This is a genomic window from Extibacter sp. GGCC_0201 (assembly GCF_017566055.1).
Lineage (GTDB): Bacteria > Bacillota > Clostridia > Lachnospirales > Lachnospiraceae > Extibacter.
Genome location: NZ_JABFCH010000009.1, coordinates 41,068 through 67,883 on the forward strand (window position 1 = coordinate 41,068; position 26,816 = coordinate 67,883).

The window sequence follows — 26,816 nt, forward strand, 5'->3', positions numbered from 1 at the left end:
TTTACCTCCTACACGTCCAGATTCTGTACATATTTTGCATTTTCTTCTATAAACTCGCGTCTAGGTTCTACTTTATCACCCATAAGAGTTGTAAATGTAAGGTCGAGCTCAGAAGTGGTCTCATCATCCATCGTCACACGGAGCAATATGCGGTGTTCAGGATCCATGGTCGTCTCCCAGAGCTGTTCTGCATCCATTTCTCCAAGTCCTTTATAACGCTGTATCTTGTTGCTCCCGTCTCGGCCTACTTCTTTTAGTATTCCGTCCAGTTCTTCATCGCTGTATGCATACCATACCTTCTTGTTCTTCTCCAGCTTATAGAGCGGCGGCTGTGCAAGATATACGTAACCTTCTTTGATCAGATCAGGCATAAAACGGTAGAGGAATGTCAACAATAAGGTACTGATATGTGCACCGTCTACGTCGGCATCTGTCATGATGATAATTTTATGATAACGTAGTTTTGATATATCAAAGTCATCGTGTATTCCTGTACCGAATGCAGTGATCATGGCTTTGATTTCCGCATTGGCATATATCTTATCTAGTCTCGCCTTTTCTACATTCAGTATCTTTCCGCGCAGGGGAAGTATGGCCTGTGTTCCTCTGTCACGTGCCGTCTTTGCAGATCCGCCCGCGGAATCACCCTCTACGATGTAGATTTCACAGTTTTTCGGGTCTTTGTCAGAACAGTCTGCAAGCTTCCCTGGCAGCGACATGCTGTCAAGGGCAGATTTTCTTCTCGTCAGATCCCTTGCCTTTCTTGCTGCTTCCCTTGCCCGCTGTGCCATGACTGATTTTTCAACCGTCATCTTCGCCACGGACGGATTCTGCTCAAGGAATACTTCCAGCTGGCTGCTGACGACACTGTCCACAGCGCCTCTTGCCTCACTGTTGCCAAGCTTCTGTTTCGTCTGTCCCTCAAACTGCGGATCTTCTATCTTTACGCTGATGATTGCAGTGAGCCCTTCTCGTATATCTTCACCTGACAGGTTTGGTTCACTGTCTTTCAGCAGCTTATTTTTTCTGGCATAATCATTAAACGTCTTTGTCAGCGCATTACGGAAACCGACGATATGGGTGCCGCCTTCCGGGGTGGTTATATTGTTGACAAATCCATATGTGTTGTCACTGTAAGAATCGTTGTGCTGCATTGCCACTTCTACAGCCACATTATTTACGAGCCCTTCACAGTAGATGATATTTTCGTAGAGCGGCGTCCTGCTCCGGTTCAGATATTCGACAAACTGCTTGATACCGCCTTCATAGTGGAATACCTTCTCCACAGGCTCGTCCTCCGGCCTGTCGTCGCGCAGGACGATCTTTAATCCTTTTGTGAGGAAGGCCATCTCTCTGAACCTCTGTTTTAGTACATCATAATCAAATATGGTCTCCTCAAAGATAGTATCATCCGGAAGGAACGTTACCTTCGTACCTGTCTTATCTGGTCCACATTCACCTATGACTGCCAGCTTCTTTGCAACTTTGCCGCGTTCATAGCGCTGCATATATACTTTACCTTCACTATAGATTTCAACTTCCAGCCAGTCTGACAGAGCATTTACAACAGAAGCACCTACACCGTGGAGGCCTCCGGATACTTTGTATCCTCCGCCGCCGAATTTGCCGCCTGCATGTAGTATGGTGAATACGACTTCAACAGCGGGCAATCCTGCCTTGCTGTTGATTCCCACAGGAATACCGCGGCCGTTATCCACAACCGTTACAGAATTATCTTGATTTATCATTACGTATATGGTATCGCAGAATCCTGCCAGGGCTTCATCAACTGCATTGTCCACAATCTCATAGACAAGATGATGGAGTCCACGTGCTGATGTACTGCCGATATACATACCGGGCCGTTTTCTGACAGCTTCCAGACCTTCTAATATCTGAATTTCGTCCGCGCCATATTCGTGCTGCACCTTTTCTGTACTCATTCTAATCCTCCTAGTTCTCTTTTGCTACTTGTCCGTCCTGGACATGAAATACTTTGTTTATAGAAAAACGATGATTCACAAACTCATCCACACCGGTACACGTGATTAACGTCTGTATATCATGAATACTATCTAATAAATAGTTTTGCCTGTGTTTGTCAAGTTCAGACAATACATCGTCAAGTAATAGCACAGGGGTATCATGTATCGACTGTCTGACCAGCTCGATCTCTGATAGCTTGAGCGACAGCGCGGCAGTCCGCTGCTGTCCCTGGGAACCGAACCTGCGGATATCAAGGTTCCCGGCCATAAAGCATATGTCATCCCTGTGGGGCCCTACTGAAGTGCTTTTTATCTTCATGTCCCGTTCCCTATTTTTGGACAGAGCCTGCTCAAGCGTAAGGTTCCCGATGCTCGGCTCATAAATCAAATGAATCTCTTCTCTTTGTCCTGTCAATTTTTTGTGTATATTAGAAATTATTTTGTTTATTTCATTTACGAACTGTTTTCTTCTATCCATAATCTTGTTACCGTATTGGATGAGTTGGATTTCCCATACATCCAACGTTTCCATTAGATTTCTCTGTTGGGTGATATCTTTTAACAAATGATTTCTCTGATTTACGATACGATTATAATTAGATAAATTATTAAGATATACCTTATCAAGCTGTGATAATTCAAGATCTATGAATCTTCTTCTCTCCGATGGCCCGTTTTTTATGATGTTCAGGTCTTCGGGAGAGAAAAATACGATATTGATGATTCCGAACAGTTCGCTTGCCTTACGTATGGGAATCTTATTGATTGCAATTCCCTTCGGACTGTTTTTCTTCAGATGCATGTCGATCTGATACGTAATACCGTTTTTTTCCACAACTGCCTCTATATGTGACTCTTCCTGCCCAAATTGAACCAGATCCCTGTCTTTTGTTCCTCTGTGGGATTTGGTCGTACCTGATAGATATATAGATTCCAGGATATTGGTTTTTCCCTGTGCATTGTCCCCATAAAAGATATTTGTAGCATCATCAAACTCTAGTTTTAAAAGATCATAATTTCTAAAATTCTTTAACTTTAAAGATTTAATCTTCAATTTTTATTTCTTCCCCGTCAAATGTTACCACATCGCCGGCATGGAGCTTTCTTCCACGGCGGGTATCTGTCTCTCCATTGACCCGGACGAGACCGTCCTGGATCGCTTCTTTGGCCTCAACGCCGGAATCCACCAGGCCTGCAGCCTTGAGCGCCTGTCCAAGCTTGATGAATTCTTCTCTCAATTTTATACTCTGCATATTATTTTCCTTACTTGCAATGTTGTGCTTATTGATTATGCTGCATTAAAATTTACCGGCAGAATCAGATAGATATAGTTCTCCCCGTCGTCTTTTATGAAACATGGAGCTTTTGCATTCATGAGATAAAGTGTGACTTCTTCATCATCGATGACACGAAGCGCATCGATAAGAAACTTCGGATTAAATCCGATAAGAAGATCCTTCCCTTCTTTTTCAATCACTATCTCCTCGTTCATAGAGCCGATCTGCGACTTGATCTTCAGCTCCATGATCTCGTCGCCAATATTGATGATAATCGGCTTCTTATCTCCTTCTTTTACGAGAAGCGTCGCCCTGTCGATACAACTGAGCAGCTCTCTCTTGTTGATTCTCACTTTTGTCTCATAATCGCTGGAAAGCATCTGGTCAATCTTGAAGTATTCGCCTTCTATGAGCCTTGAGACTACGATTGTCTGGTCAAACTCAAATACAATATGGTTATTCGTGTATGAGATATTCACCATGCTTTCTGCCTCTCCGGAAAGTATCTTGCTCACTTCCGTAAGGGTCTTGCCTGGTACGACTAGCTTCTTGTCTGCGACTTCATTTCTCAATTCTATCTTGCGGATAGATATTCTGTGTCCATCAAGAGATACGACTCTTAAGATACTGTCTTTTATCTCGAACAGTTCACCAGTCATTAATTTGTTGCTCTCTGTATCGGCAATTGAAAAGATAGTCTGCCGGATTACTTCTTTCAAAGTAAACTGTGATATTTCTATCGACTCCTCTTTCTCTATAATTGGCAGGTATGAGAACTCTTCTCCTGGCTTTCCTGACAGATCGAACTTTGCCTTTTCACAGGTAATGACTGTCTGAAGATTTGCATCCGTTTCGATTACGATATCATTGTCCGGAAGTTTTCTTACGATTTCTGAAAAGATTTTTGCATCGATAGCAATCATCCCACGTTCTGCAATCTCTCCCTCTATCTCTGTCTGTATTCCCAGTTCCATATCATTTGCTGTCAATTTGATAATGTCAGTAGTAGCATCAATAAGGATACACTCCAGTATTGGCATTGTCGTCTTAGAAGGGACAGCTTTGGATACGATGCTGACTCCTTTTACAAGGTTTGATTTGCTGCATATAATCTTCATGTGTATAACTCCTTTCGTGCGGCGCTAATATATAAATATATAAAAGATTTCCGTATTCTTCTTATTAGGGGCTGTGGAAAAGAGGATAACCATCCTGAGCCCTCTGGCTGCCATTGTTTTGGCATCTCATAACTGTGTGGAATGTGACGGGGTTATATGTGGATGCTGTTTGGATAACTTTTTCGTAATTCACTATTTTATTTCTGCAACAAGAGATATCCATAGGTTGTCCACAATTTTATTAACATTAAGCCGGATTAATTTTCTTCTTTATGATGCTTACCGTATTCGATAACGTTTCATCAGTCGTGACTTCTTTTGTTATCTTGTCAACTCCATGCTTTACTGTGGAATGGTCTTTCCCTCCCAGGAAGATGCCGATTGATTTCAATGGCGTGTCTGTCATGGAGCGGATAAGATACATCGCAATCTGCCGTGGGTTGGATATGTCTGCATTTCGTTTATTGCTTTTCAAATCGACGATGGATACGCCGAAATGCTCGGAAACGATATCAAGTATGAGTTCGGGCGTCACTTCCCTGTTGTTTTTGGAGGATATGATATCTTTCAGAGCTTCAGAAGCTAGGGTGATATCTATCTCAGTGGCATTGTTATTCAGCTTGTACAGCGCTATCAGCTTATTCAGGGAACCTTCCAGCTCCCGGATGTTTGTCTTTATATTAGTAGCGATATATTCGATGACATCCTGAGGTATATTATATTTTTCCAGTTTGTCGAGTTCGATCTTCTTCTGAAGGATTGCCATCCTTGTCTCATAATTCGGAGCCGAGATATCCGCGATAAGCCCCCACTCGAACCGGGTGCGTAGCCGTGCCTCCAATGTCTCGATATCCTTGGGAGGCTTATCACTTGAAATGATAATCTGTTTTCCAGAAGTATGGAGATGGTTGAACGTGTGGAAAAATTCTTCCTGGGTACTTTCTTTTCCTATTATAAATTGTATGTCGTCTATCAGAAGAACATCATTATTTCTATACTTGTCGCGGAACTTTGACATGGCCGACTCATTGCCGGCCGTCTTACCATTCTTCAGTGCGTCAATCAGCTCATTTGTAAACGTTTCGCTCGTTACATACAGGACCTTCTTCTTTGGACTATTTTCCAATATAAAATGTGCGATTGAATGCATGAGATGGGTCTTTCCCAATCCTACGCCTCCGTATAGGAAAAGAGGATTGTATACTTCTCCCGGTGATTCCGCTACCGCCAGGGAAGCCGCATGGGCAAAGTTGTTGTTGCCGCCTACGACAAACGTATCGAAAGTGTACTTTGGATTAAGCCCGGCCTTCTCGGCTGCGGACTTCGACTTTTTCTTCTGGCTCGCTTCAATGGCCATATTCTGAATCTCATCGATTCTTTCATCATCTTCAGATAAGAATATAACCTCATATTCCGTTCCCGTAATCTCTGCAATACAGACTTTAAGAGGGAGCAGATACTTCTTTTCGATATATTCCACACTTGCATTCATATTGACAAGTATGAATACCGTGGTTTCTATAACGTCATAAACCTTTAAAGGCTGGATCCATGTAGAGAAAGATACGTTGGACAACCCATGCTCGATTCTAAGATGCTCTATAATCTCCTGCCATTTTTCCTTCACAATGTTCATTCCGGTAAACTCCTAATCTTTCCATTTAAAAGGGTTTTAAGCATAAACCCGTTCTTTACATTTTACATCAAAATCACTATTTAAGCAACGATTATTCATGTGGATAACTTTATCATAAGCAGAAAATACCACATACACGGTACAAAAAGCGAAAAAAACTTGTATATCCACAGTCTATCCACCTAAAATCCACAGGTTATCCACAAAATGTGGATAATATGGAAAATAATTGGGGACGGGGGAAATTGAAAAAACCTCCGTCCCCAATTAAAAAAAATGACAAAATCTTAGCTTTTGCTTGACGTACAGGCTTTTTTTTAATATAATCTTAACTGATGTCTTTAGAAATATGTGGGAGTATATCCCTTGTAAAATATAAGGAGGTGGATATCAATGAAAATGACATTCCAGCCAAAAAAGAGACAGAGAGCTAAAGTTCATGGTTTCAGATCAAGAATGAGCACAGCAGGTGGAAGAAAAGTGCTTGCAAGCAGAAGAGCAAAAGGAAGAAAGAGATTATCAGCGTAGGCCGCATATATGTGGCCTTTTCTTCTCTAAAAATTGGGAGATCCACTGTATGAAATATTCCGAATCTTTAAAGAAAAATAAGGATTTTCAGACTGTCTATAATAATGGTATTTCTTATGCGAACAAGTATCTTGTAATGTATGTGATGGAAAATCATACGAAGAAGAACAGGTTAGGTATTTCAGTAAGTAAAAAAGTAGGAAATAGTGTAGTGCGACACAGATTGACGAGGTTAATCAGGGAAAGTTATCGACTACAAGAAGATAAGTTCAGATGTGGATTGGATATGATTGTGATAGCAAGAATAGGCGCTAAAGAAAAGAACTACAAAGAAATCGTCAGCGCATTGCTCCATCTAGGACATCTTCATGAAATTATAGATGTGGGAAGCAATTCCCATTAGTGGGGTGACATATTATGAAAAGAATTCTGCTTGGATGTATCAGATTCTATAGGAAATATCTTTCAGGACTCAAGCAATATTCCACATGTATCTATTTTCCTACATGTTCCGAATATGCAGTTGAGGCAATTGAAAAATATGGAGCATGGAAAGGAAGTCGTCTGGCCATCTGGAGAATACTGCGTTGTAATCCATTTGCAAAGGGTGGATATGACCCCGTACCCTGATAATTTATATTAATCGTATTTACAATGGAGGAAGAAAGAATGACAGCAGCTGCTTTATTAACTACTGCAAACTGGCCTATCGTAGGACAGATTGCGTGGTTACTCGGTAAAGTAATGAACTTTATCTACACAGTGTTAGATAACGTATTGCCATCGGATAACGGCCTGGTGGGCTTATCTATTATATTTTACACAATAATCGTATATACAATTATGCTTCCGTTTACTATCAAGCAGCAGAAAACAGCAAAGATGTCTTCTGTCATGAACCCTGAAATCCAGGCAGTTCAGAAGAAGTATAAGAATAAAAAGGATCAGGCTTCTATGATGAAGCAGCAGGAAGAGATTCAGCAGGTATATGACAAGTATGGAACATCCATGACAGGCGGATGCCTTCCCTTATTGATTCAGATGCCACTGCTGTTTGCACTGTATCCGGTTATCTATGATATGAAGAATTACGTTCCAGCCATCAAAAATGCGGCGGTAGATGTGAATAAGTTTATTACGATACCGGATCTTACACTGTCACCTGTCCAGATGATAAAAGAAAGTGGTTCCTTCGGCATAGCTCCTATCATCATAATTATAACTGCCATACTGCTCCCTATTCTGTCAGGCCTTACACAGTTTCTCAGTATCAAGCTTTCACAGTCTATATCAGGCCAGCAGATGGACAAGGATAATCCGATGGCAGGAACGATGAAGACGATGAACATGACGATGCCGATATTCTCAGTATTCATGGTATTTACATTATCTTCAGGTATTGGCGTCTACTGGATTATAAGTGCAGTAGTACGGTGTGTTCAGCAGGTACTTATCAATAAGCACCTGGGCAAAGTGTCGGTTGAAGATATTATTGAGAAAAATAAAGAAAAAGCAGCTGAGAAGCGTCAGAAGAGAGGCGAGAAAGCTGAAAAAATAAATACGATGGCTCAGACAAATACGAGAACTCTTAAAGATTCTGCAAACCGCGGCACTTCAGGTCTGACAGAAAAAGAAAGAGAAGAGAAAGTAGCAAAGGCACGTGATAATGCTGGAAACGCTAAGGAAGGAAGTCTGGCGTCTAAGGCAAACATGGTTAAAAAGTTTAACAAGAATGATTAGGGGGCATGGGTTATGGAATATATTACTGTATCGGCAAAGACGCTGGATGACGCAATTACAGAGGCTTTAATCCAGTTAGGCGTGACAAGTGACCAGTTGGATTATGAAGTAATTGAAAAAGGAAGTGCAGGCTTTCTTGGTATCGGAATGAAACAGGCAGTAATAAAAGCCCGCAAGAAGATAGCAGAGCCTGTAAAAGAAGAACCTGTTGAAGAGACAAAACCGGAAGTGCCAGTTAAAAAAGAAAAGGCAGAAGTAAAAAAAGACTTTAAAAAAGATTATAAAAGAGAGATAAAGAAAGAAAAGGCTCCTGTTAAAATAAAAGAGGAGAAGCCGGCTGCAGAGAAAAAAGAAGCTGATCTTGCTAAGGTTGAACAAGAGACCATCGCAGCGTGTGAGAAATTCATATATGATGTATTGCAGGCCATGGATATGGAAGGTGTAAAAGTGACATCAACGGTTGACAAAGAAGGTGCACTGAGCATAAACATGGATGGTAAAAATATGGGTATACTCATAGGTAAGCGCGGACAGACACTGGACTCTCTTCAATATCTCACAAACAGAGTTGCCAATAAGACACAGGACGGTTATGTAAGAGTAAAGCTTGACACAGAGGACTACAGGCACAGAAGAAAAGAAACTCTGGAAAACCTTGCAAAGAATATAGCAAGTAAAGTAAAAAGGACAAGAAGAACCGTATCTCTTGAGCCGATGAACCCTTATGAAAGAAGAATAATCCACTCAGCTTTACAAGCAGATTCCGCAGTATCCACACATAGCGAAGGTGAAGAGCCTTATAGAAGAGTAGTAGTTACATTAGTACGTAAGTAAATAAAAAGAAAAAATAGGGGTTGAAATTGCCCCTATTTTTTGTATATTTTCATAGGGGTCAGACCCCTAACGCTAAAGGGGTCTGACCCCTATGAAAACGGAGGTAATTGTTGTGAAAACTCAAACTATTGCGGCAATATCTACAGCAATGTCTGATTCTGGTATTGGTATAGTCCGCATGAGCGGTGATGAGGCTTTTATGATTGCGGATAAGATCTATGAGGGAAAGAATGGCAAACAGCTTTCATCCCAGAAGTCGCATACGATACATTATGGCTTTATCAAGGATGACAATGGGCCTGTAGATGAAGTGCTTGTCATGATTATGAGAGGTCCTCACAGTTATACAGGGGAGGATACGGTGGAAGTTAACTGCCATGGCGGGATCTATCTTGTCAAGCGTGTTCTTGAAATTATGATTGAAAATGGGGCGAGGCCCGCGGAGCCAGGTGAATTTACAAAGCGTGCCTTTCTCAATGGCAGGCTTGATTTGTCCCAGGCTGAAGCTGTTGGAGATTTGATTGCCTCTCAAAATGAATATGCGTTGAAAAGTTCAATAGGTCAGTTGAGAGGAAATGTAAAGTCAAAAATAAGTGATATTAGAAATAAAATAATTTACCATACGGCTTTTATTGAGACTGCTTTAGATGACCCAGAACATATCAGCGTCGACGGCTATGGCAAGGAGCTAAAGGGCACTGTTGCTGAACTTCTGTCAGAGATTGAGAAACTGCTTTCTACATGTAATGATGGGAGGATAATTAAGGAAGGCATAAAGACGGTCATCGTCGGTAAGCCGAATGCTGGCAAGTCTTCGCTTCTTAATGCACTGGTAGGTGAAGAGAGGGCTATCGTGACGGAGGTGGCGGGAACGACCCGTGATATATTGGAAGAGCACATTAATCTTCAGGGCATTTCACTTAATATAATAGATACCGCAGGTATCAGGGAGACGGATGATATCGTGGAACGGATTGGGGTAGACAAGGCAAGGCTACATGCTGATGAAGCAGATTTGGTTATCTATGTGATCGATGCCTCGGCTCCGCTTGACGAGAATGACACGCAGATAATAAAAATGATAGCTGGAAAACCTGTTATTATCTTGCTAAATAAGTCAGATTTAGATATGATGATTAATAAGGAAAAAGTAATAGATGCTTATTATGCAATAAATCCTGCAAATAATGAATGTGATGAAAGTAGAGAAATTCAAGTAATAGAAGTATCAGCGAAGAATCTATGTGGCATTAATGATTTTGAAGAAGTAGTAAAAGATATGTTTTTTGAAGGAAATCTTTCATTTAATAATGAAATATATATAACTAATGTGAGACATAAGGCTGCGCTGCAGGATGCCCGTAACTCTTTACTAAGGGTTATAGAGTCGATTGACAGCGGGATGCCCGAAGACTTTTACTCAATTGATCTGCTAGATGCTTATGAGTCTCTTGGCAGCATTACCGGGGATACGATGGGAGAAGATTTGGTAAATGAGATATTCAGCAAATTCTGTATGGGAAAATAGAGATAAATACGATATTGTGGTTATTGGCGCAGGGCATGCAGGATGTGAAGCTGCACTTGCATCTGCCAGGCTTGGATTCCAGACAATTGTTTTTACGGTGAGCGTAGACAGCATAGCATTGATGCCGTGTAATCCTAATATTGGAGGAAGCTCCAAAGGACACCTTGTGAGAGAGATTGATGCACTTGGTGGAGAGATGGGAAAAGTGATTGACCAGACTTTTATTCAGTCTAAGATGCTAAATAAGTCAAAGGGTCCTGCCGTACACTCCCTCCGGGCACAAGCTGACAAACTGCGTTACAGCAATACGATGCGCCAGGTGCTAGAGAGACAGGAAAGGCTGGAAATAAAGCAGGCAGAAGTAGTAAATATATTAACTGAAGGCAATAAGGTGACAGGAGTACAGACTTATTCAGGTGCCATCTACCGGTGCAGAGCTGTTATCCTCTGTACAGGGACGTATCTGAAAGCACGCTGCGTATACGGTGATGTAAGCCAGAATACAGGGCCGAATGGACTTCAGGCGGCAAACTATCTGACGGAATGCCTGAAGGATCTTGGTATTAAGATGTATCGCTTTAAGACAGGAACTCCGGCCAGGATTGACAGAAATACAGTCGACTTCAGCAAGATGGAAGAACAGTTTGGTGATGAAAGAATTGTACCTTTTTCATTTACTACTGCTCCAGAAGATATACAGATTGACCAGGCATCATGCTGGCTGACTTACACAAATGACAAGACGCACGAGATTATCAGGAAGAACCTCGACAGGTCTCCTTTATATTCTGGAATGATAGAGGGAACAGGTCCGAGATATTGTCCATCCATTGAAGATAAAGTTGTTAAGTTTGCAGATAAGGACAGGCACCAGGTATTCATCGAGCCCGAAGGACTAGAGACGAACGAAATGTATATAGGAGGCATGTCAAGCTCCCTTCCGGAAGACGTACAGTATGCCATGTACCGGACTGTGCCCGGGCTTGAGCATGTGAAGATCGTAAGAAATGCTTATGCAATCGAGTATGACTGCATCGACGCAAGGCAGCTGAAACCTTCGTTAGAATTTCGTTCGGTTGAAGGTCTGTTCAGCGGCGGGCAGTTTAACGGCAGTTCGGGCTATGAAGAAGCAGCGGCACAAGGACTTGTGGCAGGTATCAATGCATCTCGGATGCTACAGGGCAAGGAACCGATGATCATAGATCGTTCACAGGCGTATATTGGTGTGCTGATTGACGACCTGGTCACAAAAGAAAGCCATGAGCCGTACAGGATGATGACGTCACGTGCTGAGTACCGGCTGCTGCTCCGGCAGGATAATGCAGACCGGAGGCTTACTAGAATAGGCTACGAGATGGGCCTGATAGAAGAAAAACGTTACAACAGGTTCCTTCTTAAGGAAAGATTGATTGCTGGCGAAATAGATCGGCTGCTTCATACGCACGTGGGTGTAAATGAGAAGGTGCAGGATTTACTTTCCACATATGACAGTACCCCTTTGAATTCAGGCACTACTCTCGCAGAACTTATACGCCGGCCCGAACTTTCGTATGATATACTGGAACCGATTGATAAAGGCCGTCCAATTATGCCAAAAGATTTACAGGATGAAGTTATAGAGCAGGTCAATATATCTATCAAATATGAGGGATATATCAGGCGCCAGGAAAAACAGGTAGAACAGTTCAAGAAGCTGGAGAAGAAAAAGATACCGGAAAATATCGACTATGACGAGGTGAAAAGCCTACGCATCGAGGCGGTCCAGAAATTAAAGGAATACCGTCCTGTATCCATTGGACAGGCTTCCAGGATATCTGGCGTATCACCGGCAGATATATCAGTGCTATTAGTGTATCTTAATGCATAGGAGCTTATAATGAATAATATATTAGAGTCAAAACTGCAAGAACTTAATATTACACTTGATGAAAATCAGTCAGAGCAGTTTCATATTTTCTATAATCTGCTTACAGAGTGGAATAAGGTTATGAATCTGACTGGTATTACAGAATATGAGGAAGTAGTTGAAAAGCATTTTTTAGATAGTCTTGCTATAGTTAAAGCTGTCGATTTACAAAAAGTTCAAAACATCATAGATATCGGTACAGGAGCAGGATTTCCGGGCATACCTTTGAAAATCGCATATCCCCAACTGGATGTGACGTTATTAGACTCCTTGAATAAGAGAGTACGTTTTTTAGATACAGTTATAGAAAATACTGGTCTTAATGGAATCAAAGCCATGCATGGGCGTGCGGAAGATTATGCGAAACAGACAGAATATAGAGAGAACTATGACCTTTGTGTTTCACGGGCTGTCGCAAATCTGGCTACTCTATCAGAGTATTGCATACCTTATATACGGACAGGGGGTATATTTGTTCCGTATAAATCGGAGGATGTAGAAAATGAAGTTGAACATTCTAAAAAAGCCATTTCCTTATTAGGTGGAAATATCAAAGACATAGTAAAATTTCAACTTCCAGGAACAGATATAGGCAGGTCGTTTATAATTATAGAAAAAACTAATATAACTCCTAAGAAATATCCACGTAAAGCAGGTCTGCCAACGAAAGAGCCGTTAACATAATTTATATTGTATTAAAAACAACCTATGAACAAACAGTACATGTTCATAGGTTGTTTTTTGTATATCGCTACTCTTCTATTCTTCCGTTGACAACAGTATATTAATCTGTTCAAGAAATTCGTGTGAATGTTCTAACTGAGGTAGATATTTACTGTCATCCATTTCGATTATCTCAATGGATGGTAGTATATCTTTATACGCATCGGCAAAATCAAAATTATCTGGATTAGATTTTCCTGTTATTATATATATGCTGTTAGATAATGATTCCAGACAATGAGGAATATTTATAGTTGTATAATATCCTGACATACTTGCGAATAGATATTTTGATGACGCATTTCCAGAGTGGGCACTTTCATAATATGTGCTCACTATGTTTTCTTCTATGTTATCAAAATCATAATAATAATCCATTTGGAACAATGCTTGGATATCACTTCGTTTCGTGAGCATGTTATAAACAAAAGTACCTATTACAGGAGTATTTATCAACAAGCTTAGACATTTACTTCTTTTTGTAGGTATTTTGCCAAGAAGTTCTATACTGGCTGGGTTGACTAATACAATCTGATCTACTATTGAATTATCATTTTGACATGCAGCTAAAACAAAAGAACCAGATTCACCCGTTGCTATTACATCCGTCTTATCTCCTATTACATGTTTTATAAAATCAGTAATAAGCTGCACATACATATAATTAGTATAAGTCAGATTTGGTTTATCTGAGCGGCCGCAGCCTAATAAATCTATACTAAAGACAGTATGATTCTTCGATAATTGATCAATCACCTTATTCCATTCAAATGCAGAACTGTAAGTAGTTAAATCATGTATGAGAAGTATAGGTTTGCCTTCTCCTTTTTTTGTATAGTAAATCTTGCCAAATCTCCATTCATAATAAGAACCGGATGGATTTGTCAATAAATCATCCAGTGTGGCAGAAAAGTATATAAACTTATTTATCATATGTAATGTAACAGCAGACACCCCAGCCAACGCAGATACCGCAGCAAATTTCTTTTTCCAGCTCATATAAACCCCACTTTCTTTTAAAACAACGCCCCTTGATTTGCTTTTAAATAGCTTATTAACTCAAAGGATAATTATATTATATAGGACTATTATCCATAAGAGTATTATACTACATTAAAGTTCATATATAAAGCTAAAAAGTAAAAATGTTTCACGTGAAACATCGTATTTAGCAGTACCATTCAAATATAAATACAAAATCTTACGTCCAGTTAAAAACGTTTATTACATAATAATATCTTTTCTAATTAAAAATATATTAATTCATTAAAAAAATAACTACACTTCTATCTACTACATTAGAAAAAAACAAAAATGACTATAATAATTAAAATTAAATGTTTCACGTGAAACATTTAGTAGATATAATGTTGAAAAGGTGGTATACTAAGTCTATGCAAAAAAAACAGAAAGGTGATTAAAATGGGAAGAGTTATAGCCATTGCCAACCAAAAAGGTGGTGTTGGAAAGACTACAACAGCAATTAATCTATCCGCTTGCCTGGCAGAAAAAGGACAAAAAGTTCTTGCGGTAGACATGGACCCTCAGGGTAATATGACAAGTGGTCTCGGTTTAGATAAAGAATCAGTTGACAAAACTATTTATGATTTGATTATCGGAAACGCTGATGTAGATGAGGTTTTACAAGAAGATGCACTTGAAAATCTTGATATATTACCTACCAGTATAGATTTATCTGCTGCTGAAATAGAGCTTATAGGTGTGGAAGAAAAAGAATTTATTGTCAGAGATGCAATTAAGGACATAAGGGATAATTATGATTATATTATAATTGACTGTCCACCATCATTAAGTATGCTTACGATTAATGCAATGACTACAGCAGATACAGTTTTAGTCCCTATTCAATGTGAATATTATGCCCTGGAGGGATTAAGTCAGCTAATACATACTGTTGAACTAGTCAAGGAACGCCTTAATCCGGAACTTGAGATAGAAGGAGTCGTATTTACCATGTACGATGCACGTACCAATCTGTCACTTCAAGTTGTAGAAAATGTAAAGGACAACCTTCAGCAGGCCATATATAAAACAATCATACCACGTAATATACGTCTGGCTGAGGCTCCGAGCTACGGTATGCCTATAAGCCAGTACGATCCGAGGTCTGCGGGTTCTGAAAGTTATATGAAGCTGGCAGATGAAGTTATGAATAAAAAATAATTAATTTGGAGGACGATATGGCAGTAAAGAAGAAAGGCCTTGGGAAAGGGCTTGACAGTTTGATTCCTGATAAGCCTTTAAAGGCAACTATGACCAATGCCGGCAACCCCTCGGAGGATAATAAGTCGGGTTCGGGGGAACGGATGATGAAAATTAATATGGTAGAGCCGAACAGAGAACAGCCGCGTAAAAATTTTGAAGAAGACGCACTGCTCGAACTGGCCGATTCCATAAAACAATTTGGTGTACTACAGCCACTTCTGGTCAGAAAAAGGAAAGATTATTATGAAATAATAGCAGGCGAAAGAAGATGGAGAGCGGCTAAGATGGCCGGCGTAAAAGAAGTACCTGTTATTATAAAAGACTACACAGAGCAGGAAATAGTTGAAATCTCTCTTATTGAAAATATTCAAAGGGAAAACCTGAATCCAATTGAAGAAGCTATGGCATTTAAAAAACTATTGGAAGAGTTTGACTTAAAGCAGGATGAAGTAGCAGAGAGAGTTTCAAAAAGCAGGACGGCTGTAACTAATTCGATGCGTCTCCTTAAGCTGGATGAAAAAGTGCAGCAGATGATTATTGATGATATGATATCTACAGGTCATGCAAGGGCACTCTTGGCAATAGATGATTATGAACAGCAGTATATGCTGGCAAACAAAATATTTGATGAAAAGCTTAGTGTGCGTGAGACAGAAAAGCTAATTAAAGAAATAAAAAATCCGAAAAAGCTGAAGGAAAAGAAAATAATAGAAAACCAGTTCATATATACAGATCTGGCTGATAAACTAAAAGAAGTAATGGGAACCAAAGTAAGTATAGCATCTAAAGGAAAAGGTAAAGGTAAGATTGAGATAGAATATTATTCAGACAGCGAATTAGAACGTGTGTTCGATTTGATGATGAGCGTCAACAAAGGAGAATAGTGATATATGGAAAGTAAGATACTGAATGCGTTGGGAATAGATCCGGCTTTTATCTTCATCTTTATGTTGATATTGTTTATCGTATTGTTTATATTATATGTAAATGTCACTATGAAGTATAACCGGTTAAAAAGCAGTTACGCAACGTTTATGAGAGGAAAAGATGGCAAAACTTTAGAAGAAGGATTTAAGGACAAGTTTGCAGAGATTGACACCATACTTAAGGTTACAAAACAAAACAGACAGGATATAAGAGAAATAAATAAAAAAATGGAAGGTGACTATCAGAAGCTTGGCATTATCAAGTATGACGCATTCAACGAAATGGGTGGAAAGCTCAGTTTTGCACTGGCTATGCTTGACGGCAACAATAATGGATGGGTCATTAACGCGATGCACAGCAGAGAAGGCTGCTACACTTATATCAAAGAAATCGTAAAAGGCGAGAGTTATGTGGAATTAGCTGAAGAAGAAGCTGAAGCACTTGACAGAGCTATATTCAGTGAATCATATGACAAAGAGATCAAAGACATTATCGATAAAGAGTAAATATAACAATAACGAATAATGAGGTGGAAATTATGTTAGATATCAAATTTGTAAGAAATAACCCTGATACAGTAAAAGAAAATATCAAAAAGAAATTTCAGGATGATAAACTTCCTCTCGTAGATGAGGTATTACAATTAGATCAGCAGAATAGAGATATTAAACAGGAAGTTGAGGCGCTGCGTGCGGACAGGAACAAGATATCCAAGCAGATTGGCGCATGCATGGCACAGGGCAAGAAAGAAGAAGCGGAAGAACTTAAGAAAAAGGTACAGGAAAATGCAGACAGAGTAGAGGCTTTGTCCTCAGAAGAAAAGCAGGTAGAGGAAAGAATCAAAAAGATTATGATGACGATTCCTAATATCATCGATCCATCTGTACCTATAGGAAAAGATGACAGTGAAAATGTAGAGATACAAAAATATGGAGAACCTGTAATACCAGAATTTGAAATACCATACCACACGGAGATTATGGAGAATTTTAACGGTATAGATCTCGAGAGTGCAGGAAAAGTTGCAGGAAATGGGTTCTATTATCTTATGGGAGATATTGCCAGGCTGCATTCAGCAGTAATCACATATGCTAGAGATTTTATGATCAACCGTGGCTTTACTTACTGCATCCCTCCATTCATGATTCGCAGCAATGTCGTGACAGGGGTCATGAGTTTTGCAGAGATGGATGCCATGATGTACAAGATTGAAGGTGAGGACCTCTATCTCATCGGAACGAGCGAACACTCAATGATAGGCAAATTCATCGATACGATGCTAAATGAAAACCAGCTACCACAGACATTGACGAGTTATTCACCCTGCTTCCGTAAAGAAAAAGGAGCTCATGGGATCGAAGAACGTGGCGTGTACAGAATCCATCAGTTTGAAAAGCAGGAGATGATCGTTGTTTGTAAGCCGGAAGAGAGCAAGGTATGGTATGATAAACTCTGGCAGAATACAGTAGACTTATTCCGTTCTCTCGATGTGCCTGTACGTACGCTGGAGTGCTGTTCCGGGGACCTGGCTGACCTGAAGGTTAAGTCCTGCGACGTAGAAGCATGGTCACCGAGGCAGAAGAAATACTTTGAAGTAGGAAGCTGTTCCAACCTTGGGGATGCACAGGCAAGAAGGCTTGGCATACGCGTGAAAGGCACAGAAGGAAGCAAATACTTTGCACACACACTTAACAACACAGTAGTAGCGCCACCTAGAATGTTGATTGCATTTTTAGAAAACAACCTTCAGGAAGACGGCTCAGTCCGTATTCCAGAAGTATTGCAGCCATACATGGGTGGTATGACGAAGATTGAAAAGAAATAAAACATTCAAATTGTAAGGAAAAACCCATGCATAAATTTTTACAGGCCATAGGTTATGGCAATATAACTTCAAAAAGACGATTGAATGAATTCCTGAAAGATACAGAGGAGTCATTCACCCATCATGAACTCGTAGAAATCGAAAATGAACTGGATTTCTGCGAGTATCAGCGGGAATGCGGCGCCGGCATAGGCGTATCTATCTGTGGGGATATGGATATAAACGAACATTTTGAACGACAGTATTATTATCCATATTTTATCGGCAGCGGACTGACATCTTATGCTGATGTCGTTGTGGAGAGGAGGATGGGTGAAGAAGCCTACGTAGGTATATGCGAAGATGTAAAAGTAGGTATCAGCCTAATCTTTTATCTGCAGAATGCGGTAGAATTTATCAAAGAGAAGCAGATGTCGGGCAAAAAAGTGAAATACGGTTCTGTAACACTTTCAGGACTATGCAATAAGGGTACGATTCTGCTCCCGGTATTAAAGAATGCCGAATTAGAAAAAAAGAGACAGGAAGAATCCAGAAACAGGATGATGCTATTAAGTGCGGCTAAAAACGGCGATCAGGCCGCGATGGAAAGCCTGACGCTGGACGATATAGACATTTATTCCAAAGTATCAAGACGTCTCATCACAGAAGATGTGTTCAGTATAGTGGATACATGTTTCATGCCGTACGGGATAGAATGTGACTGCTACTCCATATTAGGTGAGATACTGGATATACATACAATAGAAAATGAAGATACAAAGGAACAGCTCTATGTCATGAAACTAGATGTGAATGAGCTGCAGTTCGATATCTGCGTGCCCGTTAAGAAAGTGACAGGAGAGCCTGCCGTAGGACGCCGCTTTAAAGGAGATATCTGGCTGCAAGGAAGAATTAACTTTTAAAGGTAATTGGGGACGGGGTATTTCTAGAAATACCCCGTCCCCAATTAAAAAAAGGGTGTCCCCAATTTCGTTATTGATTTTTTTCTAATAAAATGATAGAATATAAAAGCTGACAACTTAATATGTTTCCGTAGCTCAGCTGGATAGAGCGACCGCCTCCTAAGCGGTTGTTCAATCCTCACTATTTACAATTTCATTTGATATACGCGCCAATAGCTCAGCTGGATAGAGCGTCCCCCTCCTAAGGGGAAGGCCGGGGGTTCGAATCCCTTTTGGCGCGCCAGATAATAACGCCGAAAGCCTTTGTTTTCAAGGGTTTTCGGCTTTTTTATTGAGCAGTAAAAGAAAAAATAATCAAGCTTCGCTTGGAGAGGTTTTTCTCTTTTATTGCTGCAAGGGAATCATGGTTCGGGTGTTTCGTATCGCTTATATTATACAGTAAATTCAGTGGTTTTGTACAGTAGCTAAATATTTAGGTGATTAACGGCGTTAAATACGGTTGGTGTCGGATGACCTTTAATTGCCCGAATTGTTCTTCTCGTACATGGCGATAGCAAACTCAAGCATCTGTTTTCCGGCTGAATCAGAAGCCACTTCCTCAAGCTTTTTTGCAAAATCTTCATCTGCCAGAGAGATTGTCGCTTTGGATTCAGAATCCGATTTGCCGGAGCGACTAAGAAACTTTCCAATCGCTTTCGCTGTATCAATTCTTACGCTGTCCTCCGGCGTTTCGTAATAGTCCTGTATCGTGCTCAACTGACGATGGGCGGTATCCTTAGCCAAGCTCACATAGTCATGCTTGTTATAATCAAGTTTTTTTGTGATTGAGAAATGCCTTAGGCTATACAGGTCTACTTTTGGAAGTCCTAAAGGCTCATAGAGTGAACGGAACATATCATCGGCGTATTGTGAACTGATATGCGTACCATCCTCGTGAGCAAATATCAAATCATCATCAATGTAGCTGTCTCCTGCAAGCTGCTTATGCTGATTCTGAACAAGCCTGTAATCACGGAGCATGAAAATGACTTCCGGCGCTATATAGATTCTGTCCGTCTTTGCTTCGATTTCCTTTTCCGTCTTGGTAACATGAAAGACCGCACGTCTTTTTGCATCCGGTCGAGTGCTACGAACTTGGTCGAATACTTTGAGAATCCCCCGACCATTTGTTTCTTTAATAAATTTCTCAGTGCGGTAAGTCAACTCCTTGTAGTTACGAATATAGGACGGTTCATGCTTGTCCTCGTTATCGTATACATCAGACCATGTTAAGGCAAGACATTCTCCAATACGGCTGCTCAATGCCACCATAAGGCTGATTAGAAGCTTGAGCTGTGGATCGGAACAGTTATCATACGCAAAATTAAACTGTTCTTCTGTCCACACCTCACGCCTGCTTGACTTCGGCTGCTTTACAGTCACACCCAACATGGGGTTTTCTGTGATAAGCTCCAAATCATCCGTAGCGTACTTAAATGCTCGGCTGATGATTTTCTTGCAATCATAAACAGTACGCTGTGATACCCTTGCCCCATTTGCCTTATGATTCCCGTTGGCTTGCGGTAATTGAAGCATATCCTTGAAGCCCTGTCTCATATCGACACGGGTTATTTTCCATATAGGGAATGAACCAAACACGGGAACAATGTAATTACGAATCTTACCGATATTCGCTCTGTAAGTGCCCTCGTCCCATCCATATCTGTCTCCGATGGTATGTAAATACTTAGTATGTTCGGCATAGGCGTACAAGAGTTGTTCAACGGTTTCTATCTCCGTTTTATCAACTTTTGAAGCTACTGTTGTGCCCTTGGCAGCCTTATGCTCCTTTTCTCGGAGCAGAAGATAGGATAAGAACTGATTCTTCGCACGTTCGTTGTTCACAGTCTCGGTGGTCTGGTGTTCCTTGCCTTCGGAATCAAGATACCCATAGCGGATGCGCCAGTTGTCATTGGTAGCGTTAATCTTGGTGGGTTCGCTATGCCACAAATACTCAGCTATGTCTTTCTTCTTAGGTTTTCTGCCCATAACATCCGTTAGAACTCGTTCGGATGATTGTTATACCAATCTTCAAAACTGTTCTTGTCGATACGAAGATATTTCCCCACCATGAATACACGAAAATCATTGTTTTTCTGATGCTTTTTGATAAAGTTGCGGACACTTTCCTCTCCGACACCATAGATGTTCATAATGTCCTGCACAGAGTAGTTGCGACACTCCATGATAGACTGGGTTACTCCTGCCATAGTATTCATCTCCTTTGTTATTACTGGTTAATGCGGCTTTGCAACACAGTATAACGTTAATGTTATATTGTGTTATATTCTTATATTACTCCTGAGTAGTGCCGTTGTCAATACGGTTGAAGCAAAATAGTTACGTTAATAGCGTTTTTCATTCGAATGCGAATGGTTAATCTTGATTTCCGGCTCAAACGATGGTATTATCTGAAGTGTATTGTTGGGGCAACACAGTTGGGAGGAAAACAAATGGGTTTGTGGGATAAATTTCGAAGCGATAAAAAGTCTGGAAGGTATCTGGGAACAGGAACAAAAATTCGAAGAATCCGTTCGCAGAAAGATACAACTGTTGTTGAATTGGCAAACGCTTTAGGGGTAAATGAAGCCGCTATAAGGAATTATGAAATTGGATATAGACAAGCGTCCCGAGATAAATTAGAACTGATTGCCCAAAGGCTCGGTGTGCCAGTAGAAACACTCATTGACCGCCAGATCGACAGCTATAACGATGCCATACACATTTTGTTTGAACTGTCCGAGAAATATGACCTTGTGCCAATCGAACTTCCGCAAGAGCCTAAATACGCTATCCAGACAAAGGATGAGACAATTCTTCAAGCGTTACAAGCATGGTACAACGAAAGGCGCAAATGGGAGAACGGGGATATCACACAAGCCGAACTGCAAGAATGGACGGACACATTCCCTTTACAGTGCGAAGAAAACGAACCTCCGGCAGAAAAAGTGGAATCCCGTTATACAGACTTTGAACGCATTCTGGGGTTGAAATCCTCGTTAGAGCAGTTTGATATGATTGTGAATGACAATGTAGAACTGATTGAGGATTGCATTGCTCATAAGGACTATAAAACAGCTCGGGAGCATTTGAGAACGCTTAAAGCCACCGTCCACACGCTGTCACAGGTGGATATCAAACGATACGGAAAATAAGAAAATCACAGGCGATTCCTATTGCACTACGCAAAGGAGCTGCCTGTGATTTTTTGTTATTTGGGTTCGATGGAGCAGCGGTCTAACGAAAACTCCAACAGTATACCAATCAGTTCATTTCGGCTGCGCCCTGTCTGAGCCGATATTTCATCAATGCGCTGCACAACGTCCTCTCTGATACGAACAGAAAAGGTCTTATAACCGTCATCCCCCTTGGGACGTTTCGGATGAATTATCAATTTTTCCTCTTTCATGCTAAATCACCTCTATGTTAGATTTTATGTTTCCATAGATGTGATTTATATGTTATAATTTATGTTATAAATTATATTGGAGGGATTGAAATGAACTCGGACGAATTATATACGCTGAAAAGTATGGTGCTTGATAACTATGAGCAGTACCATGACGGCCTTAGAATACTCTTAGAAAGCGATAAGGGGCTTTTCAAGGCGTTTGGACAGTCTCCCCGTACAAAGTACCTAAAGACGGAGAACTTCTACCTAACGTCAAAAGAACGTCTTACATACATGATGGGATTTATTGATGCCTTAGCTTGGCTGACAAGACAGGGAAAGTTGGTGCCGGATACATTCCCTACAGATATCACAGGATTCACAGACCCGGAGGAAACCCCGGAAGAACGTGCAGAATATTTTGAGCAACGATACAAGGGCTTATCGCCGGAACAGCGTGCCGAACTGGAAGCGTTTGATAAAGAAAACGAAGAACTGTGGCTTGAACAAGTCGAAGAAAGCATTAAAGAGAATAAAGTAATCAATAATCTGATTCTGCGTTTTATTACAGGGGAAGATTTTTGATTTAAGATTACACCGCCAGAAACAGAAAATTGAATTTGCGGAGGTATATATGAGCAGAATTACAACAAAAATCTTAAAAATGATAATTTTTTTAGGAATCTTTGCTTGGTACGTATATAGCCAGTTCCAAAAAGGAGGGGCGATTTTTTCATTAGAAATAATAGGTGCCGGTCTTGGACTTGCCTCTTTAGCCTATATAAGCTTATCGCTTTATGGATTTATATTAGATGTATCAAAGAGGTATCTCCTTGCATTTATAATAACGGTAGCGATAGCGTTGTTTGTAAGTTTTAAAATAGATGGAATTATTGCTTCTATTCCTTGGCTGAGCGAAGATGGATTTGTATTTATCATAATTGTTCTGACAGTTCTCTGTGTGGTTCGGGATGTTAAGACAATACGAACAATATCACAAATTCAAAAAAGCAGTGTAACACAAACAAATTCTACGGACGAGCGTAATACATAAAAAATTCTACAGCCATGAGCAAAACTCCGATTTACTCATAACGACATACAACATATAGCACTATCAAGCTCGATACAGCGGCATATGGTGGTATCAATGTTGCAAAACCTGCGTTTTGCTCATGGCTGAAAATTCTATTCTTGCGAGGTGATTCATTATGAAAGATTACAACTATAATGAAAATAGAGAAGAACAGAGTGCAAGGGAGATTGGCAAGAAATTTGCAGAGTTGGGTTTTGGCACTGTTATGACAGATGAAGAATACGCAAGGTCAGAAAAACGAATTGAAAAGTCAGAAAAAAGATATAAGTTTTTCGGTTCTGTTTTCAGTGAATTGAGGACGATTATTTACACGCCACTTTCCATTGCGTTTCATGCGGTTTCCTATGTCGCAAAAGGAATTGGTTACATTTCTTCTTTCGGACTGATTGCAGGAGTTTACTATCTGTATCAGTCTTTTTGTGCTTTCAAAAGCGGCGTCCCATTTGGAGAAATTGGAGAATTTACAAAGGCAGTAGGCTTCATTGTTTTTCCTTTTATCGCTTATCTGGTAAGCTATGTTTCGGAAAAAATCTACACCTACTTTGAAGAAAATGCGTACTAATACCAAGGTATGCCCGACAAAAGCTCTGCATTAGCTTTTCGAATATGATAAATAACAAGAGCACCTCTGCACTCAATTGAGTATAGAGGTGCTCTTTGCGTTTGCGTCAGCAGTTAAAGTGAAATCAATACGTTGACAGTTTATCGCTGGTAAACCACAAACGCAACCATCATCCCCAAAAGCTGTTGTGTGCTAATCGGCAGCTTTAAACGACTTTATTTTGATACAATTAGTTCGTAAAACTGGAAGTTAGATGACAAAGCTATTTGATAAGCCACCGTTCCCCGTTTGGCATAATACGAATATCACCCGGAAGTCTCTCCAAAATCGCTCCGTCTCGCAGAGAACGCACCAGCGTCTCCTCCCGATAGTCCGGGTCTTCGTACCAAATATTGAAATAAAGGTCATCCCCCTCCCGAAAGTTAAAAGATTCCCTATCATTTATCGCAAAGCTTATTTTCTCAGGCCAAATCATCTCAAATGTCCCGTCATTTGGCTGCCGTGTCAGCGATAATGGAGAGGTATGAAGGATGAGATTATAGCAGTCTTTCACTGTGGACAGAGGCAACCTTGCCACTTCCTGCGTTTTCTCTTGTTGATGTATGAACCGAAGAATATATATCATACTTTCTGCGAAATTCACTACCAGCAGCACAATAGCGCCTTCATCATACACGGGATAGCCAAGATATTGACCGTCCACAGGCGGCACAGGCTCATACACTGTACCGTCCGGATAGTGGATAAGATACAAGCGGTTACTCCGCACATGGTGTCTCTGCCGGAATAGTTCTTCCGCTTCATAGAGATCGCCGTGAATATAGTCCGTTGCCCAGTACCATTCGTCGGTTCCTCCCTGAACAAGCTCCATATTGGTCATGCCATGTATGTCAACGGTCTTCATTAACGCACCTCCCGCTTCACAAATATATACTGCTCAAATACGTCTCGTTCATAGTGCAAGTTAAGCCTGCTCACTCATCAAGGACACATTTCCCCTTTGTACCATCAGCATTCATATAGTATCCATCTATAATGGTGCGATAGCCACCGCCAAAACTCCACTCATTTTTCTCAATGAATGCAATAAATTTATCAATAACTTCATCCATCGAGACGTCTTTTGGAATGGTAATGCAGCCTTGAATTTCAATTTCTTTTGTCATCGGAAGTCCCTCCCGGAATCAGCATCGTCTTATTTCCAAACAATAGAATGATGGCCTGTTAGGATACATTTTATCGGGCGTATTCCAAACATCGGCGTGGTCAATTTCTTTGATATGCTATGTTGAGTATATAAACCCACACCCCTCTGGCTTCGCCTTGACCGCTAATCTTATCAATAGAGTTTTTCCACCTTTGGTAAAGTATAGCACATTATACTTTACTCCGTAAAGTCATGTGCAGGGGATACTCCCCTTGCCCCCTCTTGGGGCTTTGCCCCAAACCCCACACTCGCCGTGTGGCAGGGGAATAAGCCATTGCTTTTTCCCCTTTGGGAAGTGTTACACTCCACTCCGTCAAGGTCGGGTAGTATAAACTAAATGTTTAAATATATGCGCAAAAGCCCTAAGATTAGAATATGTACTGGATAAAAGAAATAGTTGAACCATTTATATTGTTTGCCTCTTTCACCATTATAGGTTAGAGTCATGCCAAAACCTATAAATGAGTAAAGTTCTTTTATAATTGATATATATCCCAGGCCAGCACCAAGGAGAGGTTTATCATAGAATATATAAAAGAGATAGGCAACGACTATTGCGTGATAATCATAATCAAGATTTAGCTCCATAGATAGAAACCCAAAAAATGCTACAATCAGGATTGATAAAGCATACCAAGGATATTTATTGCTGATTTTATCTTTAAGAATGTCAATAATCCAAATTGTAATAAGGCATAGCGCTAAGGTAAACATTATATTGTTCCAATATGGAGAGAAACAAGTTTTTGATGTAAACAAATCAAAAGGCACTTCTGATATTACACCAAAAATTAAAAGCATAATCAGATATTTCATTCTGTTGCCAGTTTTGAAGAATCCCTCTACAAGAAAAAAAACAAACAGCGGGAATGCAATTCTGCCCAAAATAGAAAATAGATTGGACAAATGTAATAGAAAACCTTGTCCATTTAAATAAGGTGTTATTAAAGCGTTATTAACATGATCTATTAGCATAGATGCAAATGCCAAATACTTCAGTTGTGCTCCATTGAAGATCTGGAGCTTCTTTAATTTTGTCTGGTTGAACCTTGTATCCATAATATCCCCCTCTAATAATTAAATGTTACTTTATCCTCTGTGCAAATCGTCACTGTCGCAAGTAGCCAAAAACTCATATATGCGTATCTCTTTTTCAATCTTACCCTGTTACATCAGCTTCTTATAGCTCTCTGCCATTACCGAAAAACCATTCATCTTTCACCCTCCTGTGTCGCTTATTGTCGAACTTCATGCTCGTTTGCCCTCTGACCTGTGCGTTCTTGACCTTTAACACTTTCCATAAAAGGACAAAGGAGGGATATCTCAAATATCGATTTGTTGGTTTCATTTTATCATATAGCATCAT

General features: G+C 40.3%; 29 protein-coding genes and 1 tRNA gene. 18 read left to right on the forward strand and 12 right to left on the reverse strand.

Going from position 1 to position 26,816, the window contains the following annotated elements; translation table 11 throughout:
- Positions 1-8: 8 nt before the first annotated feature.
- From gyrB to dnaA, 5 genes are all read right to left on the reverse strand, one after another.
- On the reverse strand, positions 9-1,943 hold the full coding sequence (gyrB, locus tag HJV72_RS07890; protein WP_066571239.1) for a DNA topoisomerase (ATP-hydrolyzing) subunit B: 1,935 nt from the start codon (positions 1,941-1,943) through the stop codon (positions 9-11).
- A gap of 10 nt (positions 1,944-1,953) precedes the next feature.
- Complete coding sequence (gene recF, locus HJV72_RS07895) at positions 1,954-3,039, reverse strand: DNA replication/repair protein RecF (RefSeq protein ID WP_066571237.1); 1,086 nt, start codon at positions 3,037-3,039, stop codon at positions 1,954-1,956.
- Positions 3,029-3,238, reverse strand: a complete 210-nt coding sequence (locus tag HJV72_RS07900) for an RNA-binding S4 domain-containing protein (protein WP_066571235.1) — start codon at positions 3,236-3,238, stop codon at positions 3,029-3,031. The genes recF and HJV72_RS07900 overlap by 11 nt, the downstream gene beginning before the upstream one ends.
- A 35-nt stretch (positions 3,239-3,273) precedes the next feature.
- Positions 3,274-4,380, reverse strand: a complete 1,107-nt coding sequence (gene dnaN / locus HJV72_RS07905; protein ID WP_066571233.1) for a DNA polymerase III subunit beta — start codon at positions 4,378-4,380, stop codon at positions 3,274-3,276.
- A gap of 247 nt (positions 4,381-4,627) precedes the next feature.
- Complete coding sequence (gene dnaA, locus HJV72_RS07910) at positions 4,628-6,016, reverse strand: chromosomal replication initiator protein DnaA (protein WP_066571231.1); 1,389 nt, start codon at positions 6,014-6,016, stop codon at positions 4,628-4,630.
- 393 nt (positions 6,017-6,409) lie between these two features.
- Between dnaA and rpmH the strand changes: the two genes are divergently transcribed.
- The 8 genes from rpmH (at position 6,410) to rsmG (ending at position 13,236) form a co-directional block, all read left to right on the forward strand.
- The gene (gene rpmH, locus HJV72_RS07915) at positions 6,410-6,544 is read left to right on the forward strand and encodes a 50S ribosomal protein L34 (RefSeq protein WP_004607108.1); all 135 of its coding nucleotides are present in this window, start codon (positions 6,410-6,412) and stop codon (positions 6,542-6,544) included.
- 49 nt (positions 6,545-6,593) lie between these two features.
- Positions 6,594-6,947, forward strand: a complete 354-nt coding sequence (gene rnpA / locus HJV72_RS07920; RefSeq protein WP_066571226.1) for a ribonuclease P protein component — start codon at positions 6,594-6,596, stop codon at positions 6,945-6,947.
- A 14-nt stretch (positions 6,948-6,961) separates the two neighbouring features.
- On the forward strand, positions 6,962-7,174 hold the full coding sequence (gene yidD, locus HJV72_RS07925) for a membrane protein insertion efficiency factor YidD (RefSeq protein WP_082912647.1): 213 nt from the start codon (positions 6,962-6,964) through the stop codon (positions 7,172-7,174).
- Positions 7,175-7,213: 39 nt separating this feature from the next.
- Complete coding sequence (locus tag HJV72_RS07930) at positions 7,214-8,284, forward strand: YidC/Oxa1 family membrane protein insertase (protein WP_243765574.1); 1,071 nt, start codon at positions 7,214-7,216, stop codon at positions 8,282-8,284.
- A 12-nt stretch (positions 8,285-8,296) separates the two neighbouring features.
- Positions 8,297-9,118: an RNA-binding cell elongation regulator Jag/EloR gene (jag, locus tag HJV72_RS07935; RefSeq protein ID WP_208070121.1), complete on the forward strand. Its 822-nt coding sequence runs from the start codon at positions 8,297-8,299 to the stop codon at positions 9,116-9,118.
- 91 nt (positions 9,119-9,209) lie between these two features.
- A complete protein-coding gene (gene mnmE / locus HJV72_RS07940; protein WP_208070123.1) occupies positions 9,210-10,646 on the forward strand; it encodes a tRNA uridine-5-carboxymethylaminomethyl(34) synthesis GTPase MnmE in 1,437 nt (478 codons plus the stop codon).
- Complete coding sequence (gene mnmG / locus HJV72_RS07945; protein WP_208070124.1) at positions 10,612-12,513, forward strand: tRNA uridine-5-carboxymethylaminomethyl(34) synthesis enzyme MnmG; 1,902 nt, start codon at positions 10,612-10,614, stop codon at positions 12,511-12,513. Before mnmE ends, mnmG begins: the two co-directional genes overlap by 35 nt.
- Positions 12,514-12,522: 9 nt before the next feature.
- Positions 12,523-13,236, forward strand: coding sequence for a 16S rRNA (guanine(527)-N(7))-methyltransferase RsmG (gene rsmG / locus HJV72_RS07950; RefSeq protein WP_066571218.1), 714 nt, complete (start codon positions 12,523-12,525; stop codon positions 13,234-13,236).
- Positions 13,237-13,311: 75 nt separating this feature from the next.
- Here the strand turns inward: rsmG and HJV72_RS07955 are convergent, their stop codons facing one another.
- Positions 13,312-14,274 carry an alpha/beta fold hydrolase gene (locus HJV72_RS07955; protein ID WP_208070127.1) on the reverse strand — a complete coding sequence of 321 codons (963 nt, stop codon included), beginning with the start codon at positions 14,272-14,274 and terminating at the stop codon, positions 13,312-13,314.
- A gap of 423 nt (positions 14,275-14,697) precedes the next feature.
- Here HJV72_RS07955 and HJV72_RS07960 point away from each other — a divergent pair, with 423 nt between their 5' ends.
- The 6 genes from HJV72_RS07960 to HJV72_RS07985 all read left to right on the forward strand — a co-directional run bounded on the left by HJV72_RS07960 (position 14,698) and on the right by HJV72_RS07985 (position 19,438).
- The gene (locus HJV72_RS07960; RefSeq protein ID WP_066581137.1) at positions 14,698-15,459 is read left to right on the forward strand and encodes a ParA family protein; all 762 of its coding nucleotides are present in this window, start codon (positions 14,698-14,700) and stop codon (positions 15,457-15,459) included.
- A 17-nt stretch (positions 15,460-15,476) separates the two neighbouring features.
- Complete coding sequence (locus tag HJV72_RS07965; RefSeq protein ID WP_208070129.1) at positions 15,477-16,385, forward strand: ParB/RepB/Spo0J family partition protein; 909 nt, start codon at positions 15,477-15,479, stop codon at positions 16,383-16,385.
- 6 nt (positions 16,386-16,391) lie between these two features.
- The gene (locus tag HJV72_RS07970; protein WP_066571215.1) at positions 16,392-16,934 is read left to right on the forward strand and encodes a DUF4446 family protein; all 543 of its coding nucleotides are present in this window, start codon (positions 16,392-16,394) and stop codon (positions 16,932-16,934) included.
- Between the two features lie 32 nt (positions 16,935-16,966).
- Entirely contained in the window at positions 16,967-18,253 is a 1,287-nt protein-coding gene (gene serS, locus HJV72_RS07975; protein ID WP_066571214.1) for a serine--tRNA ligase, read from the forward strand.
- Positions 18,254-18,279: 26 nt separating this feature from the next.
- Positions 18,280-19,155: a DUF3881 family protein gene (locus HJV72_RS07980; protein WP_066571212.1), complete on the forward strand. Its 876-nt coding sequence runs from the start codon at positions 18,280-18,282 to the stop codon at positions 19,153-19,155.
- Positions 19,156-19,361: 206 nt separating this feature from the next.
- A tRNA-Arg gene (locus tag HJV72_RS07985) sits at positions 19,362-19,438 on the forward strand.
- Between the two features lie 233 nt (positions 19,439-19,671).
- On the opposite strand, the gene HJV72_RS07990 is transcribed toward HJV72_RS07985, so the two are convergent.
- Entirely contained in the window at positions 19,672-21,183 is a 1,512-nt protein-coding gene (locus HJV72_RS07990; protein WP_006773345.1) for a tyrosine-type recombinase/integrase, read from the reverse strand.
- 8 nt (positions 21,184-21,191) lie between these two features.
- Positions 21,192-21,404: a helix-turn-helix domain-containing protein gene (locus HJV72_RS07995; RefSeq protein WP_006778124.1), complete on the reverse strand. Its 213-nt coding sequence runs from the start codon at positions 21,402-21,404 to the stop codon at positions 21,192-21,194.
- A gap of 243 nt (positions 21,405-21,647) precedes the next feature.
- Between HJV72_RS07995 and HJV72_RS08000 the strand changes: the two genes are divergently transcribed.
- Positions 21,648-22,349, forward strand: a complete 702-nt coding sequence (locus HJV72_RS08000) for a helix-turn-helix domain-containing protein (protein WP_006778125.1) — start codon at positions 21,648-21,650, stop codon at positions 22,347-22,349.
- A 56-nt stretch (positions 22,350-22,405) separates the two neighbouring features.
- On the opposite strand, the gene HJV72_RS08005 is transcribed toward HJV72_RS08000, so the two are convergent.
- Complete coding sequence (locus HJV72_RS08005; protein WP_006773348.1) at positions 22,406-22,603, reverse strand: ribbon-helix-helix protein, CopG family; 198 nt, start codon at positions 22,601-22,603, stop codon at positions 22,406-22,408.
- Positions 22,604-22,693: 90 nt separating this feature from the next.
- Here HJV72_RS08005 and HJV72_RS08010 point away from each other — a divergent pair, with 90 nt between their 5' ends.
- From HJV72_RS08010 to HJV72_RS08020, 3 genes are all read left to right on the forward strand, one after another.
- Positions 22,694-23,170 carry a hypothetical protein gene (locus HJV72_RS08010; RefSeq protein WP_006773349.1) on the forward strand — a complete coding sequence of 159 codons (477 nt, stop codon included), beginning with the start codon at positions 22,694-22,696 and terminating at the stop codon, positions 23,168-23,170.
- Positions 23,171-23,219: 49 nt separating this feature from the next.
- Positions 23,220-23,639, forward strand: a complete 420-nt coding sequence (locus HJV72_RS08015) for a hypothetical protein (protein ID WP_006773350.1) — start codon at positions 23,220-23,222, stop codon at positions 23,637-23,639.
- Positions 23,640-23,796: 157 nt separating this feature from the next.
- On the forward strand, positions 23,797-24,243 hold the full coding sequence (locus HJV72_RS08020) for a hypothetical protein (protein ID WP_006776313.1): 447 nt from the start codon (positions 23,797-23,799) through the stop codon (positions 24,241-24,243).
- Positions 24,244-24,505: 262 nt separating this feature from the next.
- Here the strand turns inward: HJV72_RS08020 and HJV72_RS08025 are convergent, their stop codons facing one another.
- From HJV72_RS08025 to HJV72_RS08035, 3 genes are all read right to left on the reverse strand, one after another.
- The gene (locus tag HJV72_RS08025) at positions 24,506-25,147 is read right to left on the reverse strand and encodes a hypothetical protein (protein WP_006776314.1); all 642 of its coding nucleotides are present in this window, start codon (positions 25,145-25,147) and stop codon (positions 24,506-24,508) included.
- A gap of 70 nt (positions 25,148-25,217) precedes the next feature.
- A complete protein-coding gene (locus HJV72_RS08030) occupies positions 25,218-25,409 on the reverse strand; it encodes a hypothetical protein (protein WP_006776315.1) in 192 nt (63 codons plus the stop codon).
- A gap of 374 nt (positions 25,410-25,783) precedes the next feature.
- Positions 25,784-26,509, reverse strand: a complete 726-nt coding sequence (locus HJV72_RS08035) for a TraX family protein (protein WP_006776316.1) — start codon at positions 26,507-26,509, stop codon at positions 25,784-25,786.
- Between the last annotated feature and the right edge of the window lie 307 nt (positions 26,510-26,816).

Coding starts and splice junctions, on each gene's coding strand:
- HJV72_RS07990 (WP_006773345.1), bottom strand. CDS start 21,183: ATGGGCAGAAAACCTAAGAAGAAAGACATAGCTGAGTATTTGTGGCAT.
- HJV72_RS08035 (WP_006776316.1), bottom strand. CDS start 26,509: ATGGATACAAGGTTCAACCAGACAAAATTAAAGAAGCTCCAGATCTTC.
- HJV72_RS07930 (WP_243765574.1), top strand. CDS start 7,214: ATGACAGCAGCTGCTTTATTAACTACTGCAAACTGGCCTATCGTAGGA.
- HJV72_RS08025 (WP_006776314.1), bottom strand. CDS start 25,147: ATGAAGACCGTTGACATACATGGCATGACCAATATGGAGCTTGTTCAG.
- jag (WP_208070121.1), top strand. CDS start 8,297: ATGGAATATATTACTGTATCGGCAAAGACGCTGGATGACGCAATTACA.
- HJV72_RS07995 (WP_006778124.1), bottom strand. CDS start 21,404: ATGGCAGGAGTAACCCAGTCTATCATGGAGTGTCGCAACTACTCTGTG.
- HJV72_RS08020 (WP_006776313.1), top strand. CDS start 23,797: ATGAAAGATTACAACTATAATGAAAATAGAGAAGAACAGAGTGCAAGG.
- rpmH (WP_004607108.1), top strand. CDS start 6,410: ATGAAAATGACATTCCAGCCAAAAAAGAGACAGAGAGCTAAAGTTCAT.
- HJV72_RS07970 (WP_066571215.1), top strand. CDS start 16,392: ATGGAAAGTAAGATACTGAATGCGTTGGGAATAGATCCGGCTTTTATC.
- HJV72_RS07960 (WP_066581137.1), top strand. CDS start 14,698: ATGGGAAGAGTTATAGCCATTGCCAACCAAAAAGGTGGTGTTGGAAAG.
- HJV72_RS08005 (WP_006773348.1), bottom strand. CDS start 22,603: ATGAAAGAGGAAAAATTGATAATTCATCCGAAACGTCCCAAGGGGGAT.
- HJV72_RS07965 (WP_208070129.1), top strand. CDS start 15,477: ATGGCAGTAAAGAAGAAAGGCCTTGGGAAAGGGCTTGACAGTTTGATT.
- mnmE (WP_208070123.1), top strand. CDS start 9,210: ATGAAAACGGAGGTAATTGTTGTGAAAACTCAAACTATTGCGGCAATA.
- gyrB (WP_066571239.1), bottom strand. CDS start 1,943: ATGAGTACAGAAAAGGTGCAGCACGAATATGGCGCGGACGAAATTCAG.
- mnmG (WP_208070124.1), top strand. CDS start 10,612: ATGAGATATTCAGCAAATTCTGTATGGGAAAATAGAGATAAATACGAT.
- HJV72_RS08010 (WP_006773349.1), top strand. CDS start 22,694: ATGAACTCGGACGAATTATATACGCTGAAAAGTATGGTGCTTGATAAC.
- HJV72_RS08000 (WP_006778125.1), top strand. CDS start 21,648: ATGGGTTTGTGGGATAAATTTCGAAGCGATAAAAAGTCTGGAAGGTAT.
- HJV72_RS07900 (WP_066571235.1), bottom strand. CDS start 3,238: ATGCAGAGTATAAAATTGAGAGAAGAATTCATCAAGCTTGGACAGGCG.
- HJV72_RS08015 (WP_006773350.1), top strand. CDS start 23,220: ATGAGCAGAATTACAACAAAAATCTTAAAAATGATAATTTTTTTAGGA.
- yidD (WP_082912647.1), top strand. CDS start 6,962: ATGAAAAGAATTCTGCTTGGATGTATCAGATTCTATAGGAAATATCTT.
- rnpA (WP_066571226.1), top strand. CDS start 6,594: ATGAAATATTCCGAATCTTTAAAGAAAAATAAGGATTTTCAGACTGTC.
- HJV72_RS07980 (WP_066571212.1), top strand. CDS start 18,280: ATGCATAAATTTTTACAGGCCATAGGTTATGGCAATATAACTTCAAAA.
- serS (WP_066571214.1), top strand. CDS start 16,967: ATGTTAGATATCAAATTTGTAAGAAATAACCCTGATACAGTAAAAGAA.
- dnaN (WP_066571233.1), bottom strand. CDS start 4,380: ATGAAGATTATATGCAGCAAATCAAACCTTGTAAAAGGAGTCAGCATC.
- HJV72_RS07955 (WP_208070127.1), bottom strand. CDS start 14,274: ATGAGCTGGAAAAAGAAATTTGCTGCGGTATCTGCGTTGGCTGGGGTG.
- HJV72_RS08030 (WP_006776315.1), bottom strand. CDS start 25,409: ATGACAAAAGAAATTGAAATTCAAGGCTGCATTACCATTCCAAAAGAC.
- dnaA (WP_066571231.1), bottom strand. CDS start 6,016: ATGAACATTGTGAAGGAAAAATGGCAGGAGATTATAGAGCATCTTAGA.
- rsmG (WP_066571218.1), top strand. CDS start 12,523: ATGAATAATATATTAGAGTCAAAACTGCAAGAACTTAATATTACACTT.